Source organism: Flavobacterium panacis, from assembly GCF_024649945.1.
Lineage (GTDB): Bacteria > Bacteroidota > Bacteroidia > Flavobacteriales > Flavobacteriaceae > Flavobacterium > Flavobacterium panacis.
Map to the genome: position 1 here is coordinate 60,473 of NZ_JANKMS010000009.1, position 19,388 is coordinate 79,860.

Consider the following 19,388-nt stretch of genomic DNA (forward strand, 5'->3'; position numbering starts at 1 on the left):
TTAGATTTTAGTCTAAAATGATTGCTTTAATGGCATTAATTTGTCAGAATTTAATTCTCAATTTTAAAAAAATTAAAATCTAAAATCTGCAATCTAAAATTATATTTATCGTGATTTGAAATAGCCTAATAGTTTAGTAACGTAATTTTCGTCAACTCTGGTATTGACAACTCCGGCTCCTGATTTACGAAATGTATCTTTAAAATAATTCAACTTTTCCTGATAATGTTTTTCGTAATTCAGACGAACTGTTTTGGAATTAGTATCAACTAATTGAATTTTTCCTGTTTCAGCATCCAGCATTTGAACCATTCCTAAATTCGGAATCTTTTCTTCGCGCATATCATAAACACGAACACCTGTAATATCATGTTTTTTAGAAGCAATTTTTAAAGTTTGCTCATAAGAATCAGACATAAAATCGGAGATCATAAAAACGATGGCTTTCTTTTTTTGAGTTCCAGATAAAAACTTCAACGCCTGTGCGATGTCTGTTTTGTGACTTTTTGGTTCAAATTCGATCAATTCACGAATGATGCGAAGTACGTGTGAACGTCCTTTTTTTGGCGGAATATATAATTCTACTGTATCAGAAAATAAGATTAAACCAATTTTATCATTGTTTTGTGTAGCCGAAAAAGCCATCGTTGCCGCAATTTCGGTTACGATGTCTTTTTTGAATTGATTTTTAGAACCAAAGGATTCAGAACCCGAAATATCAACCATTAAAACCATGGTCAATTCGCGTTCTTCTTCAAATACTTTAACGTGAGCTTCGTTGTAGCGTGCGGTTACATTCCAATCGATGTTACGAATATCATCTCCGTATTGGTATTGACGCACCTCGCTAAACGTCATTCCTCGTCCTTTAAATGAAGAGTGGTATTCTCCCGAAAAGATATGATTGCTCAGTCTCTTCGTTTTGATTTCTATTTTCCGTACTTTTTTTAAAAGCTCTTTTGTATCCATTTTTTTAGTAATTAGTGATTAGTGGTTAGTGAATAGTAAAAGCAAAAGCTAATTACTAATCACTATTTACCATTCACTATTATGGTACCTCAATCTCGTTAACGATTTTGTTGATAATGTCTACAGAAGTAATGTTTTCTGCTTCTGCTTCGTAAGTAATTCCAACTCTGTGACGTAATACATCGTGAACAACTGCACGAACGTCTTCTGGAATTACATAACCACGACGTTTGATGAAAGCATAACATTTTGCGGCATTAGCCAAGTTGATACTTCCACGAGGAGAAGCTCCAAAACTGATAAGTGGTTTTAAATCGGCTAATTTGTATTTTTCTGGGTAACGTGTTGCGAAAATAATATCAAGGATATATTTCTCGATTTTTTCGTCCATATAAACCTCACGAACAGCTTCCTGAGCACGTAAAATCTGATCTACAGAAACTACAGGGTTTACTTTTTCGTAAGATCCTTTTAAGTTTTGACGAATTACAAAACGCTCTTCGTCAATTTTTGGATAATCAATAACAGTTTTCAACATAAAACGGTCAACCTGTGCTTCAGGAAGTGCATACGTTCCTTCTTGCTCAACTGGGTTTTGTGTTGCTAATACTAAAAACGGACGATCTAATTTGAATGTAGAATCACCAATAGTAACTTGTTTTTCCTGCATCGCCTCTAACAAAGCTGACTGAACCTTTGCAGGCGCACGGTTAATCTCATCGGCAAGTACGAAATTGGCGAAAATTGGTCCTTTTTTAATAGAGAACTCGTTTGCTTTAATATTGTAAATCATGGTTCCGATAACATCGGCAGGTAATAAATCCGGCGTAAACTGGATACGGCTGAAAGAACCTTGAACCGCTTGAGAAAGCGTATTAATTGCCAAAGTTTTTGCAAGACCTGGAACTCCTTCCAACAAAATATGCCCTTGTCCAAGCAATCCGATCAATAAACGCTCGACCATATGTTTCTGACCCACAATAACTTTGTTCATTTCCATTGTAAGAAGGTCTATAAAAGCACTTTCTCTTTCAATTTTTTCATTTATCGCTCTAATGTCTAAAGTCGTTGTATTTTCTTCCATATAAATATTTTTAAAACCTTGATTTTAACGCCTAATTTTTGAGAGTGCAAATTGACTATTTTTTAAGAAGTAAGATGTTAAAGAATGGTTAAAACTTCGACCAAAGACCTAATTTTAAGGACTAATTGTGAATCTATTTTTATATTTTTAAGAACTTTGATGATTATGTTTTATTAAAGCATAATTATTACCAAAAATAACGCATAACTATTATGAGCAAAACAGTCTTATCGCCTATTATTTCAGGCACTATGAATTGGGGATTTTGGGATAAAAACCTTACAACCAAAGAAATGGAAAACATGATACAAGTGAGTATCGAAAACAAAATTACGACTTTTGATCACGCGGATATTTACGGTTCGTATACGACCGAAGCCGATTTTGGAAAAGCCTTTCACGCTAGTAAAATTGATCGTGAAAAATTACAATTAATTACTAAGTGCGGTATTCAGATGATTGCTGATAAACGTCCTGAAAACAAAATCAAACATTACGATTATTCTAAAGACTATATTATTAAGTCGGTTGAAGGTTCTTTAAAGAATTTAAAAACAGATTATGTTGATGTTTTTTTACTACACAGACCAAGTCCATTAATGCAGGCTGACGAAATTGCTGAAGCTGTAGAAAAATTAAAAGGAGAAGGAAAAATCATTGATTTTGGACTTTCGAATTTTACAAGTTCACAAACGGAATTAATTCGTCAGAAAACAGAAGTTAGCTATAATCAAGTGCAATTTTCTGCGACACATTATGAAGCGATGACGGACGGAAGTTTAGATTATATGCAGACTCACGGAATTCGTCCGTTATCATGGAATCCTCTTGGAACTGTTTTTAGAGAAGATACCAAACAAACACGTCGTTTGAAAAAACTGTTTTCTACTTTATTAGAAAAATACCATTTAGGTGCAGATACACTTTTATTGTCTTGGATTTTAAAACATCCGGCAAAAGTAATTCCGATTGCAGGAACGGTTAACGTTGCAAGAATTCAATCTTTATCAAAAGCAATCGAATTGGAAATGGATAAAGAAGACTGGTTCGCGATCTGGACAGAAAGTATGGGCGACGATGTGCCTTAATTTTTAAGTATTCAGTCTCAGTTTTTAGTTTTCAGTTTTGTTCTGAAAAAATAAACACATAGAAACATAGATTTCTTATGCTTTTAAAGAGGTTTTTTTAGCGTTTCACTTTCACATAGCTATGTGAATTGATGCAAATGAAATGCCTTTTTAAGAAAGTAATACTATGTTTCTATGTGTTAAAACAAAATATTTACAATGAAAAAAACAGTTTTAATTACTGGTGCTACGAGCGGAATTGGAAAAGCAACCGCTCAGATTTTAGCAAAAAACAATTATAAAGTGGTGCTTTGCGGAAGACGTAAAGACCGTTTAGAAGAACTTCAAAAAGAACTTTCTGCTTTTACTGAAGTGCATTCTTTAGCATTTGATGTTCGTGATAAAAAAGAGGTTTTAGAACAAATTAATTCTTTGCCATCTGATTTTGCTAGTATCGACGTTTTAATTAATAATGCAGGAAATGCTCATGGTTTAGATCCAATTCAAAATGGAGATTTAGACGATTGGGATGCGATGATTGATATTAATGTGAAAGGACTTTTGTATGTTTCAAAAGCGATAATTCCGCAAATGGTGGAGAGACAATCTGGACATATCATAAATATTGGTTCAACTGCTGCAAAAGAAGTGTATCCGAACGGGAATGTGTATTGCGGTTCTAAACATGCTGTTGATGCCATTACTGCCGGAATGCGAATCGACTTAAATCCGTTTGGAATTAGAGTTGGCGGAATTCACCCAGGAATGGTGGCAACAGAATTCAGCGAAGTTCGTTTTAAGGGAGACGCAGAAAGAGCGGCAAATGTGTACAAAGGATTTGATCCGCTTCAAGCTGAAGATATTGCAGACATCATTCATTTTGTGGTTTCAAGACCGTATCATGTAAATATTGCCGATCTGGTTGTCATGAGCACTGCACAGGCGTCTTCGACCATTGTGAAGAAAAATAATTTATAGTTGCAAAGTGACAGAGAAACAAAGTTTCAAAGTTTACTTCGATTAGTTTTTTTTAACACATAGAGACATAGATTTTCTTTGTGTTTAAGGCATTTTATTTTGCATCAATTCACATTGCTATGTGTATTAAGTAAAAGTGAAACGCCTTTTTTACAGGTTTCAATGATCTATGATTCTATGTGTTTAAAAATAAATTAGTGAAAATTAGTGTAATTCGTGGCAAACTAAAAACGCAAAAATGATAAATAAGCGCCTTTTAATTAAGAATCTTCTCGCTCATAATGACGAAAGCAGTTTTTATGATAAGAAAAGGCAATTGAATCTTCATTCCAGAGAAGGAAAAGGCAAGTTTCTCAAACACATTTGTGCCTTGTCCAATTCCAACCCAAATAACAATTCTTATATTGTAGTTGGAGTAGAAGATCAGGATAACGAAATTGTCGGCGACGATTTTTTCGATGATAGCCGAATTCAGAATCTGGTCAATGCTTTTTTAGAAAATCCTCCAAAAATTCAATACGAAAACGTTCCTTTTCCGAATCTTCCAAAAGACAAAGTAATCGGTCTGGTTACAATCAAGCCTAAAAGCAAAATCTCTTACTTTAAAAAAGGAATTCATACTATTCTTGCGAATAGTGTCTTTGTTAGGCGTGGTAGTAATTCTATTCCGCTAGAAGAGCACGAGGAAGTTGAAAAAAACAATCAAAATACAGAAACGGTAATTGGGATTGAAAATAGTTCTCGAAACAGCATTCAATATACTTTAGACGGTGTTATCGATTTTATGAATTTCAGACATAAAGATATGTCTCCGAAATATCGTGTTTTCAAAGAGTTGTTTGTGATTTGTTGGGCTGGAGTTCCAAAAACAAATCGAGAAAAAACTTTCCTTTCAAGAGTTGATATTGAATTAATCAACGAACAAATTAAGCTTTTCTATTCGGCACAAGATGTTGTTACGATTGAGTATAATGATGATACTTTTACCATTACAGAATATGTGCCGCTTGGGTTAAATGACAAAACGAGTTATTATCCATTAGAAGAACAAACGATTCATTTCTTTGATAACGGTTATTATAAAATTGATCGTCAAATGCTTTTTCAGCCACCAGAATTCAACCGAAAAATGCTTCATCATATTTATAATTCAAATATAACTTTGCTTAGAAAATTAGAAAAAGAGATTTCTTTATCTGAACGCGAAATGAAAGATCTAGAAAATCTTCCGTCAACTTTTATGATTTGTTATTTGAATGGGTTTGAAGATGCCAGACAAAAATTGATTGATGCAAAAATGCTTTTAAAGCCTTATAAACATGTTTATTCTTCTTTTAAAGAGGCTTTGAGGGTTTTGCGTAAGATGAAGTATGATGTTCAGTAAAAGTTACAAAGGAGCAGAGTTACAAAGTGACAAAGTTTTTTTTGTAGAGACGAATTGCAGTTGGTGTAATTCTTGTTTTTATTGAAAATTCAAATACTGCTTTACTTCTTCATACGGAAATATAAGTTCTTTTGGGCCGTCGGCATACGAAGCGGCTTCATAGGAGTTGTAATATAAAAGTAAACCTTGTGACGTATAAAAAATGTTTTGTGGCAATTGAAATTTGTCGTTTTCAAACATTAAACCAGTGGCATTTATATTGGCAGTTTCTGGAATTTTGTATTTCGCTCTGAAAGCTTTTTCGGCAAAAGCTTTAAACTCTTTTTCATTTTTAAATAATTGCTTGTTGAAAATCGTTTTTCCAGTTGTGCGATTAAATAATAAAGAGCGATAACCTTGATAACCGTGAGCGCCACCAGTAAAGGTGTAATGATCAATTTTTAGGTTTAAAATCTGATCAGACTGAAATTCTACATTCCCAATAATTTTTGCTTCCCAGCCAAAAGTATCCTGTGGAAATTTTTGATGCATTTCTTCGTAGGAAGCAATAAACGATTTAGCCAATGATTTATAACCATCGACTTTTACTGAATCTTCTTCAAAAAACACAATCTCTTTAATAACAGCAAATACTTTTTTGTTAATGCTGTCTGATATTACTTTAAGATTTTTGGCAACTGGAACTTCTATTGTGATATTCGGACAATCGTTTTTGCACGGAATAGTAGATTTTTCTTCAAACGTTTCATTTTCAAATGAAAGCTCTTTTTTGCAACTTGTAAAAATCAAACACAAAAAGATTGTAAATATGTAATTTTTCATATCAAAAAGTGTTAATTATCTACAAAGATAAGCAGTTGTATCCCGATAAAATAAATTAAGCGGTAAATTTGTAAAAGAATTAAGGATTTAAAATTTATAACTATATGAAATTCAATACAAAAGTAATACATGGTGGACAGCATCATGATCCAAGTACAGGTGCCGTTATGCCGCCAGTGTATCAAACTTCAACATTTGTGCAGACAAGTCCGGGAAAACCTTTGGCAGATTACGAATATAGCCGAGCTTCAAATCCGACTCGTACGGCTTTAGAAGAGGCTTTGGCAAGTATTGAAAATGGAACTCGCGGTTTGGCATTTTCATCGGGTCTTGCAGCTACAGATTGTGTTTTGAGGTCTTTTAAAGCTGGAGACGAAATTATTGCCATGGACGATTTGTATGGAGGAACATATAGAATGTTTTCGAGAGTGTATAAAGATTCAGGTATTAAATTTCATTTTGTTGATATGACGAATATCGAAAAACTGAAAAGTTTGATCAATGAAAATACGAAATTAATCTGGGTAGAAACACCAACCAATCCGTTGATGAAATTGGCAGATATTCAAGAAATAGCAAAAATTACTCAGGAGAAAAAAATTCTTCTTGCTGTTGATAATACTTTCGCGACACCTTATTTACAAAAACCTTTAGATTTAGGAGCAGATATCGTAATGCACTCTGCAACAAAATACCTTGGAGGACATTCTGATGTTATTGCAGGAGCACTAATTGTAAAAGATAAAGCACTTGGAGAACAATTGCATTTTCAACAATTTGCAACTGGAGCAACTCTTGGTCCAATGGATAGTTTTTTGGTTTTAAGAGGAATTAAAACTTTAGCTTTAAGAGTTCAAAGACATTGTGAAAATGGAGAGAAAGTGGTTGAATACTTAAGTAATCATCCTAAAATTAAAACCGTTTATTATCCGGGTTTAAAAAATCATCCCTTTCACGAAATTGCTAAAAAACAAATGAAGGCTTTTGGAGGAATGGTTTCTTTTGATTTTAAATCAGGAAAAAAAGAAGATTCTATTGCGTTCTTGGAAAAACTAAAAGTGTTTACGTTGGCAGAATCTTTAGGTGGAGTAGAATCATTAGCGAATCATCCAGCTTTAATGACACACGCATCAATTCCTGCCGATAAAAGAGCAGAAGTTGGTATTACAGACGATTTAGTTCGATTAAGTGTTGGTATCGAAGATGCAGAAGATTTAATTGCAGATTTAGAACAGGCGCTTTCTTAAGGAAAGAAATTCCAATATAAAAAATCCCAAATTCCAACTTTAAATTGGAATTTGGGATTTTTTATATTGTAAATTTTAATAAAGGTTTAAAATTCTAAGTAATAAATATATCCGAAGTTAAACCAAACCTGCCAGTCGTTAGATTTGTTTTCTTTGTAAATGTCTTTATTAGGATTTAATCCGTCGATCCAGTCTGAATTGTACATCTGAAAACGAGTTTCAAACATTAAATCGCTCATGTCTGTTAGTTTGTAATGTACTCCAACAGCAGCTGTTGCTGATACAACTACGCCAGATTCTGTTGAAAATCCATGTGCACGTCCATCAGAAGGTGTTAAATATTTTACTGGAGTCACTGTTGGAAGTGTAATGTCTCCTAAATGAGAACCTACTTTTGTTGAATAATAACTTACCTGAAAACCTAAACTTCCATACGGGCTGAAGCTACCAATTGCGTTTTCGAAGTCATGAATTTTCATAAATGGAGAAAATTCCAATTGAGCACCTAAACCTAAAATGCTAGAAGTTGCATACATGTTTTTTAACTGCTGAGCAAATAATCCATCAGGTTTTCTTTCTACCCATTGTCCAAAATGTTTTAAAGAAGTTCTACTGAAAGAAAGGTCCGATCTTACTTTAAAATGCTCTGTAAAATAGCTTTCTCTGTTATTGTTCGCAGAGAAGTTAATAAAGTGCATGATTCCAACGCCAAAACCAGTGTTTCCTGCATTAGTTTTAAAGTTATGTCTTTCACCAAAATCAGACTGTAAAGTAACTGGTCCGGCATAGATTCCAATCTCTTGTGCTAGTCCTTGCGCTGATACTGCAGTTGATATGCCGAACAAGGCAAATAATGTGATAAATAGGTGTTTAGACATTTTCTAGGGCTTACAAATCACGGCAAATATATAAAAAACATGAACGATTCAAAATATTAAATTGATGTATTGAAAAATAAGTAGCAAAATACATAATTTACTAACTTTTAGTTGGCGATTTGCATGTAAAGACCTACATGTAAAATGTCTTTTTTAACAATGTTTGAAAAAAACACAAATCGATGCAAAAAAGTGAAAAATGTAACAGCGAATCATTATTTGATATATCTTTGTGTGTTTAAACGAAAACGTTTTCTTAAACTGTTTTCGCATTTAGAAAAAGCAAAATATAAATCAAATTATCTGAAAATTTATTTCAAATATGGAAGAAAAAATAAATGAATTTATGGCTCTAATTGAGTCAAAAAATCCAAACGAGCCAGAATTTCTTCAAGCGGTTAGAGAATTTGCAGAAACTGTAATTCCTTTTATTTCTGAGAAAAAAAAATATGATGGTAAGAACATTCTTTTAAGAATCGCTGAACCAGAACGTTCCATCATTTTTAGAGTTCCTTGGGTAGATGATAAAGGAGAAATTATCGTAAACAGAGGTTTTAGAATTCAAATGAACTCTGCAATCGGACCTTATAAAGGAGGAATCAGATTTCATCATTCTGTGAATTTGTCTGTTTTGAAATTTTTAGCTTTTGAACAAGTTTTCAAAAACAGTTTAACAACACTTCCAATGGGTGGTGGAAAAGGTGGTTCTGATTTTGATCCAGAAGGAAAATCTGATGGAGAAATTATGCGTTTCTGTCAATCATTTATGACAGAATTATGTCGTCATATTGGCCCAGATCTTGACGTCCCTGCTGGAGATATTGGTGTGGGAGCTAGAGAAATTGGATATTTATTCGGACAGTACAAAAGAATTAGAAATGAATTTACAGGAGTTTTAACTGGAAAAGGTTTGGCTTACGGTGGTTCATTAATCAGACCAGAAGCTACTGGATATGGAGTAGTTTATTTTACAGATCAAATGCTTCGTACAATTGGTCATGAAATTAAAGGTAAACGAGTGGCAATTTCAGGATTTGGAAATGTGGCTTGGGGTGTTGCTTTAAAAGTAAATGAACTTGGTGGAAAAGTAGTTACCATTTCTGGTCCTGACGGATATATCTATGATGAAGAAGGAATCTCAGGAGAAAAAATCGATCATATGCTTGAAATGAGAGCTACTGGAGATAATAGAGCAGAAAGATATTTAGAGAAATATCCAAACGCTGTTTTTCATAAAGGAAGAAGCCCTTGGGAAGTAAAAGTAGATATTGCTATTCCATGTGCGACTCAAAATGAATTAAATGGAGAAGATGCGCAAAAACTAATTGATAATGGTGTTTTATGTGTAACAGAAGCAGCAAATATGCCTTCTACATTAGATGCAATTAAACTTTTCTTGGATAATAAAGTTTTATTTGCTCCTGGTAAAGCGGCTAATGCTGGTGGTGTTGCAGCTTCTGGATTAGAAATGACTCAAAACTCAATTCGTTTAAACTGGACAAGTGAAGAGGTAGATTTGAGATTAAAGGAAATTATGGTTGGAATTCATAACCAATGTAAAAAATACGGTGCTGAAGAAGACGGATATGTGAACTACGTAAAAGGAGCAAACATTGCCGGATTTGTTAAAGTTGCCGATGCTATGCTTGCACAAGGTGTAGTGTAAAAATAAATTTTAGAATGATAAAAATGCCTTCGATCAAAAGTCGAGGGCATTTTTTATTAGTACCAAAAATTAAATATGCCGTTTGTAGTATATTTGTCTATCCGAATACATTCAATGATGAAAAAGCTAGTTTTCTGTGTTTTGTTTTTAATATTCATTCCATTTTGTCAGGCACAGAATAAATCGTCCTGGCAAGGTTATTTTTCATTTAATGAAATCAAGGATGTTTCAGAATCTTCAGTATCTGTTTTTGCAGCTTCAGAGAATGCTCTGTTTTCTAAAAATACTACGACAAATGTTTTAAAAACTATAACAACGGTTGACGGATTGTCTGGTCAGACGATTTCTGCGGTTTATTATAGCGAAGCATTCAAAAAAACTTTAGTTGGTTATGAAAATGGCTTAATGATTTTAATCAATGAAAGTGATGGAAAAATGATTAAAATTGTCGATATAATTAATAAACAGCTTCCAGCAAATGCAAAAAAAATCAATCATTTTATGGAGTATAATGGTTTGGTTTATGTTTCTTGCGATTTCGGAATAGTGCAGTTTAATTTGACAACTTCTCAATTTGGCGATACTTACTTTATAGGAGATAATGGTGCAGAAATCAGTGTTAAACAAACTACTTTGTATAATGGATTTATTTTCGCAGCAACTTCAAATGGCATCAGAAGAGCAAATAGTACAAACGCAAATTTGATCGATTACAATCAGTGGACGGTTGTAAGTGCGGGAAATTGGTCGAGTGTTGAAGCTTTGGATACAGACCTTATTGCAATAAATGATTCGGGAAATGTACAGCGTTACAATTCAACTACATTTATAAGTTTTTTTCAGTTGCCTCAGGCTTCTGTTGATATGCGGGCAAAAAATCACAATTTGTTTGTTACGACTGCAAATACAGTTTATGTATACAATAACCAAATGGTTTTAAATCGTCAGATTTCTAATTCGCAGGTTTTGGATAATACTTTAAATTTTACGTGTGCAACTGCAGTTGGCGATCGAATTTTTATTGGAACAAAAGAAAAAGGAATGTTTTTTTCTACGCTAAGCAACGCAACGACTTTTGAAAATAACACACCAGCCGGACCTGTAAAGAATAATATTTTTTCGATAGATGTAAGTCCGAATAATTTATGGGCAGTTTATGGTGATTACGATACGTCTTATGATCCGTATCCTTTAGATAGTTATGGAGTGAGTCATTATAGTTATAGTGTTTCCGGTTGGTTGAATATTCCATATACTGAAGTTTATGGTGCCAAATCCATAACTAGAGTATTGATCAATCCGAGTAATGAAAAGCAGGTTTATGCGAGTTCGTTTTTCTCTGGATTATTAAAGATTGAAAATGATGTACCTAATTTTTTATATAATGAAAAAAATAGTGGACTCGAATCGATTACAAATGCAGGAGCAGATTATATAGATGTTCGTATTAATGCAAATGCTTACGACAGGTCAGGAAATCTCTGGGTTACCAATAGCCGAATCAAAAACGGTTTGAAGGTTTTAAAAACAAATGAGCAATGGGGAAGTTATTCCATGACTCCAATTTTTGATATTGCAGAAAATATTAGTTATTCCAGTTTAGTTGTCGATCGAAATAATGTAAAATGGCTCGGAACGAATAGAGATGGCGTTGTAGGTTTTAATGAAACAACTAATACATTTAAAAAAATAACAGTCGGTGCGGATTTAGGAAACTTGCCAATTGCAGATGTTAGAGCAATTGCTTTGGATACAAGAAATCAGCTTTGGATTGGAACCACAAAAGGTTTGAGAGTATTGTCTAATGTTGGGAGTTTTCAGTCGGAAAACCAGTTGAAAGCCAATCCGATTATTATCATGGAAGATAATCTGGCACAGGAATTACTTTATGAGCAGTTTATTACGGCTATCGCGGTAGACGGCGCCAATAATAAATGGATTGGAACAGCAGATTCGGGTGTGTTTATGGTTTCTTCAAATGGTCAGGAAACCAAATATCATTTTACAATTAACAATTCTCCGTTGCCAGGTAATTATGTAAATGATATTAAAATAAACAGCAAAACAGGGGAAGTTTTTATTGTTACGAATAAAGGAATGGTTTCATTCAATGGAATTTCAACTGGAGCAAACGATAACCTTAATAATGTTTACGTTTATCCAAATCCAGTTCGTCCTACTTATTCAGGAACCGTAAAAGTTGCTGGATTAATTGATAAAGCCAATATCAAAATCACAGACATCGAAGGAAATTTGGTTTATGAAACAACATCAGAAGGAGGAACAATCGAATGGGATACCACTGCTTTTGGAAAATATAAAGTAGCTTCAGGTGTGTACATGGTTTTTATTTCTGCTCAAGATGGAGGTGAAACTAAAGTTAAAAAAGTTATGATTATTCGATAATTGTTCCGTCTTAGTCTCGGTCGCAGTTTTCAGTCTCAGTTAGTTTAGGATTCTTCAATCTAAAATCTTCAATCTAAAATTATTTCGTGCAAGTCAAAACAAAAGCCATAGTAATCTCATCATTAAAATTTCAGGAAAAAAGCCTGATTGTAAAATGTTTTACACTATCAAGCGGACTGAAATCTTACTTTGTGCGTGATGCTTTTTCAAGTCGAAAAGCAAGTCAGAAGATTGCTTATTTTCAGCCGTTTTCGATATTAGAAATTGAAGCCGTTCATAAAAATAAAGGCACTTTGGAAAATTTTAAAGAAATAAAAAGCGCCGTTCCGTTTCAGAGTATTCATACTGATATTGTGAAAAGTACAATGGTGATGTTTCTTTCAGAAATGTTGCATTATTCCATTCAAGAAGAAGAAAAAAACGAACAGCTTTTTTTGTTTTTAGAAACCGCTTTGACTTGGTTGGATCATCATGATGAAATTTCAAATTTTCATTTAATTCTACTTTTAGAAATCACAAAATATCTTGGGTTTTATCCAGAGCTTTCAGATAATAATCTTCCGTTTTTTGAAATGAATGAAGGTATTTTTACACTTTTTCAAAATGGAAATGTGCTGTCAGAACATGAGACGAATTTGTTTAAAAAACTATTGGAATTAAAATTCGACAACGACCAAAAAGTCTTTCATGTTGTGGAGAGACAAATCCTTCTGAAAATTATAATTGATTATTACAGTTTGCACTTAGAAGGATTCAAAAAACCTAAATCTTTGGATATTTTAAAAGAAGTTTTCTCTTAAATCAGTCAAAAGACCAATTATTGTTGCGGAATCTACTCAAAATTTCCTGAAATCGGTCTTTTTTCCTTCATCTTTTCTCTATTTCACTCAAAATTCCTTACTTTCGCACCTCGTTTAAGAAAAGGATAAAATGAGTACAAAATTTACTGAATACAAAGGACTTGACTTACCAACTGTAGCGTCTGAAGTTCTTGATTTTTGGAAGAAAGAAAATATATTTGAAAAGAGTGTAACAACTCGCGAAGGTGCTGAGCCTTTCGTATTTTTTGAAGGTCCGCCTTCAGCAAACGGATTGCCTGGAATTCACCACGTAATGGCACGTGCGATTAAAGATATTTTTTGCAGATATAAAACTCAAAAAGGTTTTCAAGTAAAAAGAAAAGCTGGATGGGATACTCACGGTTTGCCTGTTGAATTGGGTACCGAAAAAGAATTAGGAATTACAAAAGAAGATATTGGTAAAACGATTTCTATCGAAGAATATAACGAAGCGTGTAAGAAAACCGTTATGCGTTATACAGACGTATGGAATGATTTGACCGAAAAAATGGGATATTGGGTTGATATGGAAGATCCGTATGTGACTTATAAACCAAAATATATGGAGTCTGTTTGGTGGCTTTTGAAACAAATCTACGATAAAGGTTTGTTGTACAAAGGATATACAATTCAGCCATACTCTCCAAAAGCAGGAACTGGATTGTCTTCTCACGAAGTAAATCAGCCAGGAGCTTACCGTGATGTGACTGATACTACAATTGTAGCACAGTTTAAAACACTTCCAGAAACTTTGCCTTCATTTTTACAAGGTTTTGGAGATATCCACATTTTAGCTTGGACGACAACTCCTTGGACACTTCCGTCAAACACTGCTTTGACAGTAGGTCCAAAAATCGATTATGTTTTAGTTAAAACTTTCAATCAATATACTTTTGAGCCAATCAATGTTGTTTTGGCTAAAAACTTAGTAGGAAAACAATTCGGAAAAGGATTTTTCTTAAGTGAAGACGATGCTGATTTTGACAACGTGAAAAACGGCGACAAAAAACTTCCGTACAAAATCTTAACCGAAGCAAAAGGAGCAGATTTAGTAGAAATCCGTTACGAGCAATTATTGCCTTATGTATTGCCTTATGAAAATGCTGAAAACGCGTTTAGAGTAATCTCTGGTGATTTCGTTACAACCGAAGACGGAACTGGAATTGTACATACAGCTCCAACTTTTGGTGCAGATGATGCTAAAGTAGCAAAAGAAGCAAAACCAGAAGTTCCGCCAATGTTGGTGTTGGACGAGAACGGAACTCCGGTTCCATTAGTAGATTTACAAGGAAAATTCACTTCTCATTTAGGTGATTTAGCTGGTAAATACGTTAAAAACGAATATTATGATGCAGGACAAGCTCCAGAGAAATCTGTAGATGTTGAAATCGCTATTCGTTTAAAAGAAGAAAACAAAGCTTTTAAAGTTGAAAAATACGTGCACAGTTATCCACACAGCTGGAGAACAGACGAGCCGTTGTTATACTATCCTCTAGATTCATGGTTCATCAAAGTAACCGATGTAAAAGATAGAATGTTCGACCTGAACGAAACTATCAATTGGAAACCTAAATCTACTGGTGAAGGACGTTTTGGAAATTGGCTTAAAAATGCCAACGATTGGAACTTATCTCGTTCTAGATATTGGGGAATTCCGTTGCCAATTTGGAGAACAGAAGATAAAACGGAAGAAGTTATTATCGGTTCTGTTGAAGAATTGTACAATGCAATCGAAAAATCGATCGAAGCAGGTTTCCAAAAAGAAAATCCATTTAAAGGATTTGAAATCGGAAACATGTCTGAGGACAATTATGATTTAATCGATTTACACAAAAATGTGGTTGATGGACTTACTTTAGTTTCGGCTTCTGGGAAACCAATGAAGCGCGAAAGTGATCTAATCGACGTTTGGTTTGATTCTGGAGCAATGCCTTATGCACAATGGCATTATCCTTTTGAAAACAAAGAAAAAATTGATGACAACAAAGATTTTCCAGCAAATTTCATTGCAGAAGGAGTAGATCAGACTCGTGGATGGTTCTATACTTTACATGCAATCGGAACTTTGGTTTTTGATAAAATTGCTTACAAAAACGTAGTTTCAAACGGTCTTGTTTTGGATAAAAATGGAATTAAAATGTCTAAGAGTAAAGGAAATACGATAGACCCATTTAAAACCATTGCAGAAAACGGCCCAGATGCTACACGCTGGTATATGATTATGAATGCAAATCCGTGGGATAACTTGAAGTTTGACCTTGAAGGAATTGCTGAGGTTAAACGTAAATTCTTCGGAACACTTTACAATACCTATTCATTCTTCTCGTTATATGCTAACATCGACGGATTTAAATACGAAGAAGCTGAAATTCCGTTAAACGAAAGACCTGAAATCGATCAGTGGATTATTTCTGAATTACATTCGTTAATCAAATTTGTTGACGAATGCTACGAAGATTACGAGCCTACAAAAGCAACAAGAGCGATTTCTGACTTTGTTCAGGAGAATTTAAGTAACTGGTATGTTCGTTTATGCCGTCGTCGTTTCTGGAAAGGTGAATATGCTAAAGATAAAATTGCGGCTTACCAAACGCTTTATACTTGTTTGCTAACAATCAGTAAATTGAGCGCTCCAGTAGCTCCATTTTTTATGGATAAATTGTACCGCGATTTAACAACTTCTACGGGAACCGAGGATTTTGCTAGTGTTCACTTGGCAGAATTCCCAAAATTTGTCGAAAACTTTGTTAATAAAACGTTGGAAAGCAAAATGCAGAAGGCACAAACGATCTCTTCTTTGGTATTGTCGCTACGTAAAAAAGAAATGATTAAAGTTCGTCAACCTCTGCAAAAGGTAATGATTCCAGTACTTGACGAGAATCAGCGTGCTGAAATCGAAGCGATTTCTGACTTAGTAAAAGCGGAGGTGAATGTTAAAGAAATCGAACTTTTAGACGATGCTTCAGGCATTTTGGTAAAACAAATTAAGCCTAATTTTAAGGCGCTTGGACCACGTTTTGGAAAAGATATGGGCTTGATTTCTAAAGAGATACAAGGTTTTTCTGCAGAGCAAATCAATCAGCTGGATAAGCAAGGAACGCTAGATATTGTTATTGCAGGAAATAGTGTAACTTTATCATTAGAAGACGTCGAAATTACATCACAAGATATCGAAGGATGGTTGGTTGCAAATTCAAACGGAATTACCGTTGCGCTTGACATCACAATATCTGAAGAATTGAAAAATGAAGGTATCGCGAGAGAATTGGTAAATAGAATTCAGAATATCCGTAAAGATTCAGGATTTGAAGTTACTGATAAGATCAAAGTACAAATAAAAAGAGATGGCATTTTAGAAGATGCGGTTTCGAAAAATGAAGACTATATTAAGTCTGAAACATTAACTGATGACTTGGTTTTTGTGGATGCTTTAGAAAACGGCACAGAAATTGAGTTTGATGATATTAGAACAATGATATTAATTTCAAAATAAGTATAATACCATGATAGATGAAATTACAAGATACTCAGACGCTGACTTAGCGGAGTTCAAAGAAATAATTCAAGCAAAAATTAAAAAAGCGCAAGAAGATCTTGATCTAATCAAGAGTGCTTATATGAATGATTTAAATAACGGAACAGACGATACCTCTCCAACTTTCAAAGCTTTTGAGGAAGGAAGTGAAACAATGTCTAAAGAAGCAAACTCTCAATTGGCAATTCGTCAGGAGAAGTTTATCCGTGATTTAAAAAATGCGCTTTTCCGTGTAGAAAACAAAACTTACGGTATTTGCAAAGTAACAGGTAAATTAATCAGCAAAGAAAGGCTTAAAATCGTTCCTCATGCAACAATGAGCATCGAAGCTAAAAACTTGCAAAGATAAAAACACGTAGAAATACGTAAGAGAAAAACGCTCCTTTTAGGGGCGTTTTTTTTGTTTAATGTTTAGTTGTTTTGTGGATGCTTAATGAAATTAGGGTTTGAAAGAAATTATTTATATATAGTCAAAATAAGCTTAATTGATGTAGCTTGTTTTTGTAAGAAGAGACTAGAGCTAATGATTTGAGTTTTAATGATTAAATGATAATAAAAAAAACCGTCTTGTAAGGACGGTTTTTAAAATTTATAACTGATATAATTACGCTAGGTTTTTTTCAACTTCAGCTTTATGCTTTCTTAATATAGCTCTTGTCATACCTAAATTTGCTTTTGAAGCATCGGCAGCAAGGTAGATCATGAATTTTTTGTTAGGAGAAATGTCGATAATGTGAATTTGATTCGATAAAGTAATCAAAATATCTTCGATGTCCTGGTTTAAATTTAAAGCTTTTACTGCGCTTAATTTTGCTTTTACAACTTCTAAGTTATAAGCGGCGGCAAGTTCTGGGTCAAAACTTGGATCGATAGTTAAATTTCCAAAACTTAATCCGGATTCAATTTCTGTTACAGCAACAGCAATAAAGCCGTTAACGTTGGTTTTCATTTCATTTAAAAACACGTTTAAAAAATCATTACTCATAGTCATTTGGGTTTGTTTGTTAATAGATTTATGTTATTTCAATAGGGAATTTTTGCTTAATTCGGCAGATACTTCTTCTGTTGAACGCATCAATAATGCAAGATTGCTTCCTTCTTTAGAAAAAGCGACAATGAAATTTGAACCGCTGATTTTGTTTCCAACGATAACGCCTTCCGAACTTTTTAAGTACAATTGTTTTAAAGAGCCTTTTTCTAGATCAATTAAAAATTTTTCACTCATTGATAAGATGGCTGCACTCATTGCGGCGATACTGTCTCCGTAGTCAAGGTTTAAGGAAGTGATTAATTTTCCTTTTCCGTTTAAGATTAATGCTGCAGTAGATTTGGTGCTGACAAGAAAGTCATTTAGGGTAGTTGTAATTTCATTCATGATTTTGTAGGATTTAGGGAGGAATGTTAAATTTAGTTTGTTTTGGTGTTTGGTTTGAAAATTAATTTTGAATCTTGCTAAACAAGTGTTAATTTTTCTTAACAAATATAAATTAAATTATGTATCATTGTAATACCAAATCATTAATAATTTAAATTATTTACTGTAAAAAACTTACATTATGGCTAAAGTATTGAAATTCAAAGAAGTAAACTCTGATGTAGAGCGCAGAATGAAAGATTTTGAAAAGCTGCGTATCAAGTTCAAGGCTGATGTAAAAAAGGGTGAAGCGAAGAAGCTTGCTGCCGGAAAAGAAAGCAAAGGAATATTCAAGTCTATTTCAGATTTTTTCTCCGACAGTCCAAAAACACCAGCAAAAGCCGCTGTGAAAAAATAAACTATCTGGTTTAGATTAGCACTTAAAATCAGTTTAGTTTTATTAGAAAACAATTAACGCTCCCTTAGGAGCGTTTTTTTTGATTAAATTGTTATTTTTGCCCATCAAAAAATTATAAAATGTCATTACGAAAAGCGTATTTCCTTATATTTCTAGTTTTAATTGTTGATCAGCTTTCTAAAATCTATGTCAAAACCAATTTTGTTCTTGGAGAAGAAGTGGTAATTTTTGACTGGTTTAGAATTCATTTTATTGAAAATGAAGGAATGGCCTGGGGAACAAAAATTCCTGGAGAATATGGAAAACTAATATTGACTGTTTTTAGAATCTTTGCGGTTTTCGGAATTGGCTGGTGGCTTTCTGATGTGGTAAAAAAACGTCAGTCAACTTATTTAATAGTGGCTATTGCATTGATCTTTGCAGGTGCAGCAGGAAATATTATCGATTCTGTTTTCTATGGAGTTATTTTTGATGACAGTACTCATAATTTAGCAACTATCTTTTCTCCGGTTCCATACGGAACATGGTTTCACGGTTTGGTTGTAGATATGTTTTATTTTCCAATTTGGGAAGGTGAACTTCCAACTTGGCTTCCAGTTTTTGGAGGTAAACACTTCGCTTTTTTTAATGCTATTTTCAATGTTGCCGATATGGCGATCTCAACTGGAGTAGGAATACTTTTGGTTTTCAATAAAAAAGCATTTCCAAAACATTAATTTTAAAGATTTCTCATTTATTTTT

17 protein-coding genes are annotated in these 19,388 nt (G+C 33.7%); 11 read left to right on the forward strand and 6 right to left on the reverse strand.

The annotated features are described in order from the left end of the window. Positions 1-105: 105 nt before the first annotated feature. Positions 106-969: a DUF58 domain-containing protein gene (locus tag NQQ59_RS18425; protein WP_144216982.1), complete on the reverse strand. Its 864-nt coding sequence runs from the start codon at positions 967-969 to the stop codon at positions 106-108. Between the two features lie 79 nt (positions 970-1,048). Continuing rightward, positions 1,049-2,053, reverse strand: a complete 1,005-nt coding sequence (locus tag NQQ59_RS18430) for an AAA family ATPase (RefSeq protein WP_012022804.1) — start codon at positions 2,051-2,053, stop codon at positions 1,049-1,051. 212 nt (positions 2,054-2,265) lie between these two features. On the opposite strand from NQQ59_RS18430, the gene NQQ59_RS18435 reads away from it, so the two are divergent. The 3 genes from NQQ59_RS18435 to NQQ59_RS18445 all read left to right on the forward strand — a co-directional run bounded on the left by NQQ59_RS18435 (position 2,266) and on the right by NQQ59_RS18445 (position 5,482). Beyond that, positions 2,266-3,141 (forward strand): aldo/keto reductase, encoded by an 876-nt coding sequence (locus NQQ59_RS18435; protein ID WP_144216985.1) that lies wholly within the window; start codon positions 2,266-2,268, stop codon positions 3,139-3,141. Between the two features lie 198 nt (positions 3,142-3,339). Next, positions 3,340-4,098: an SDR family NAD(P)-dependent oxidoreductase gene (locus NQQ59_RS18440; RefSeq protein ID WP_144216987.1), complete on the forward strand. Its 759-nt coding sequence runs from the start codon at positions 3,340-3,342 to the stop codon at positions 4,096-4,098. A gap of 238 nt (positions 4,099-4,336) precedes the next feature. Continuing rightward, positions 4,337-5,482, forward strand: coding sequence for an ATP-binding protein (locus NQQ59_RS18445; protein ID WP_144216991.1), 1,146 nt, complete (start codon positions 4,337-4,339; stop codon positions 5,480-5,482). Between the two features lie 78 nt (positions 5,483-5,560). Here NQQ59_RS18445 and NQQ59_RS18450 read toward each other — a convergent pair whose 3' ends face one another. Beyond that, positions 5,561-6,304, reverse strand: a complete 744-nt coding sequence (locus NQQ59_RS18450) for a DUF3298 and DUF4163 domain-containing protein (protein ID WP_144216993.1) — start codon at positions 6,302-6,304, stop codon at positions 5,561-5,563. Between the two features lie 104 nt (positions 6,305-6,408). Between NQQ59_RS18450 and NQQ59_RS18455 the strand changes: the two genes are divergently transcribed. Then, entirely contained in the window at positions 6,409-7,551 is a 1,143-nt protein-coding gene (locus tag NQQ59_RS18455; RefSeq protein ID WP_144216996.1) for a cystathionine gamma-synthase, read from the forward strand. 86 nt (positions 7,552-7,637) lie between these two features. Here NQQ59_RS18455 and NQQ59_RS18460 read toward each other — a convergent pair whose 3' ends face one another. Further along, complete coding sequence (locus NQQ59_RS18460) at positions 7,638-8,429, reverse strand: THC0290_0291 family protein (RefSeq protein WP_144216999.1); 792 nt, start codon at positions 8,427-8,429, stop codon at positions 7,638-7,640. A 322-nt stretch (positions 8,430-8,751) separates the two neighbouring features. On the opposite strand from NQQ59_RS18460, the gene gdhA reads away from it, so the two are divergent. The 5 genes from gdhA (at position 8,752) to NQQ59_RS18485 (ending at position 17,224) form a co-directional block, all read left to right on the forward strand. Continuing rightward, positions 8,752-10,095 carry an NADP-specific glutamate dehydrogenase gene (gene gdhA / locus NQQ59_RS18465; protein WP_144217003.1) on the forward strand — a complete coding sequence of 448 codons (1,344 nt, stop codon included), beginning with the start codon at positions 8,752-8,754 and terminating at the stop codon, positions 10,093-10,095. A gap of 117 nt (positions 10,096-10,212) precedes the next feature. Next, positions 10,213-12,501, forward strand: a complete 2,289-nt coding sequence (gene porZ / locus NQQ59_RS18470; RefSeq protein ID WP_144217005.1) for a type IX secretion system anionic LPS delivery protein PorZ — start codon at positions 10,213-10,215, stop codon at positions 12,499-12,501. 86 nt (positions 12,502-12,587) lie between these two features. Next, positions 12,588-13,301 (forward strand): DNA repair protein RecO, encoded by a 714-nt coding sequence (recO, locus tag NQQ59_RS18475; RefSeq protein ID WP_144217008.1) that lies wholly within the window; start codon positions 12,588-12,590, stop codon positions 13,299-13,301. A gap of 130 nt (positions 13,302-13,431) precedes the next feature. After that, positions 13,432-16,833, forward strand: a complete 3,402-nt coding sequence (ileS, locus tag NQQ59_RS18480) for an isoleucine--tRNA ligase (RefSeq protein ID WP_144217011.1) — start codon at positions 13,432-13,434, stop codon at positions 16,831-16,833. A 10-nt stretch (positions 16,834-16,843) separates the two neighbouring features. Then, positions 16,844-17,224 carry a TraR/DksA family transcriptional regulator gene (locus tag NQQ59_RS18485; protein ID WP_012022792.1) on the forward strand — a complete coding sequence of 127 codons (381 nt, stop codon included), beginning with the start codon at positions 16,844-16,846 and terminating at the stop codon, positions 17,222-17,224. A gap of 255 nt (positions 17,225-17,479) precedes the next feature. On the opposite strand, the gene NQQ59_RS18490 is transcribed toward NQQ59_RS18485, so the two are convergent. After that, the gene (locus tag NQQ59_RS18490; RefSeq protein ID WP_057115205.1) at positions 17,480-17,860 is read right to left on the reverse strand and encodes a hypothetical protein; all 381 of its coding nucleotides are present in this window, start codon (positions 17,858-17,860) and stop codon (positions 17,480-17,482) included. A gap of 33 nt (positions 17,861-17,893) precedes the next feature. Continuing rightward, a complete protein-coding gene (locus NQQ59_RS18495) occupies positions 17,894-18,250 on the reverse strand; it encodes a roadblock/LC7 domain-containing protein (protein ID WP_144217014.1) in 357 nt (118 codons plus the stop codon). Between the two features lie 181 nt (positions 18,251-18,431). Here NQQ59_RS18495 and NQQ59_RS18500 point away from each other — a divergent pair, with 181 nt between their 5' ends. Together NQQ59_RS18500 and NQQ59_RS18505 are read left to right on the forward strand one after the other, a co-directional pair. Continuing rightward, entirely contained in the window at positions 18,432-18,647 is a 216-nt protein-coding gene (locus NQQ59_RS18500) for a hypothetical protein (protein WP_144217016.1), read from the forward strand. Between the two features lie 119 nt (positions 18,648-18,766). Continuing rightward, positions 18,767-19,363 (forward strand): lipoprotein signal peptidase, encoded by a 597-nt coding sequence (locus NQQ59_RS18505; protein ID WP_144217018.1) that lies wholly within the window; start codon positions 18,767-18,769, stop codon positions 19,361-19,363. The last annotated feature ends 25 nt before the right edge of the window (positions 19,364-19,388 follow it).

What these genes read in the sequence shown, in the direction of transcription:
- NQQ59_RS18425 (WP_144216982.1), bottom strand. Translation starts at nt 969, where the DNA reads ATGGATACAAAAGAGCTTTTAAAAAAAGTACGGAAAATAGAAATCAAA.
- NQQ59_RS18430 (WP_012022804.1), bottom strand. Translation starts at nt 2,053, where the DNA reads ATGGAAGAAAATACAACGACTTTAGACATTAGAGCGATAAATGAAAAA.
- NQQ59_RS18435 (WP_144216985.1), top strand. Translation starts at nt 2,266, where the DNA reads ATGAGCAAAACAGTCTTATCGCCTATTATTTCAGGCACTATGAATTGG.
- NQQ59_RS18440 (WP_144216987.1), top strand. Translation starts at nt 3,340, where the DNA reads ATGAAAAAAACAGTTTTAATTACTGGTGCTACGAGCGGAATTGGAAAA.
- NQQ59_RS18445 (WP_144216991.1), top strand. Translation starts at nt 4,337, where the DNA reads ATGATAAATAAGCGCCTTTTAATTAAGAATCTTCTCGCTCATAATGAC.
- NQQ59_RS18450 (WP_144216993.1), bottom strand. Translation starts at nt 6,304, where the DNA reads ATGAAAAATTACATATTTACAATCTTTTTGTGTTTGATTTTTACAAGT.
- NQQ59_RS18455 (WP_144216996.1), top strand. Translation starts at nt 6,409, where the DNA reads ATGAAATTCAATACAAAAGTAATACATGGTGGACAGCATCATGATCCA.
- NQQ59_RS18460 (WP_144216999.1), bottom strand. Translation starts at nt 8,429, where the DNA reads ATGTCTAAACACCTATTTATCACATTATTTGCCTTGTTCGGCATATCA.
- gdhA (WP_144217003.1), top strand. Translation starts at nt 8,752, where the DNA reads ATGGAAGAAAAAATAAATGAATTTATGGCTCTAATTGAGTCAAAAAAT.
- porZ (WP_144217005.1), top strand. Translation starts at nt 10,213, where the DNA reads ATGAAAAAGCTAGTTTTCTGTGTTTTGTTTTTAATATTCATTCCATTT.
- ileS (WP_144217011.1), top strand. Translation starts at nt 13,432, where the DNA reads ATGAGTACAAAATTTACTGAATACAAAGGACTTGACTTACCAACTGTA.
- NQQ59_RS18485 (WP_012022792.1), top strand. Translation starts at nt 16,844, where the DNA reads ATGATAGATGAAATTACAAGATACTCAGACGCTGACTTAGCGGAGTTC.
- NQQ59_RS18490 (WP_057115205.1), bottom strand. Translation starts at nt 17,860, where the DNA reads ATGAGTAATGATTTTTTAAACGTGTTTTTAAATGAAATGAAAACCAAC.
- NQQ59_RS18495 (WP_144217014.1), bottom strand. Translation starts at nt 18,250, where the DNA reads ATGAATGAAATTACAACTACCCTAAATGACTTTCTTGTCAGCACCAAA.
- NQQ59_RS18500 (WP_144217016.1), top strand. Translation starts at nt 18,432, where the DNA reads ATGGCTAAAGTATTGAAATTCAAAGAAGTAAACTCTGATGTAGAGCGC.
- NQQ59_RS18505 (WP_144217018.1), top strand. Translation starts at nt 18,767, where the DNA reads ATGTCATTACGAAAAGCGTATTTCCTTATATTTCTAGTTTTAATTGTT.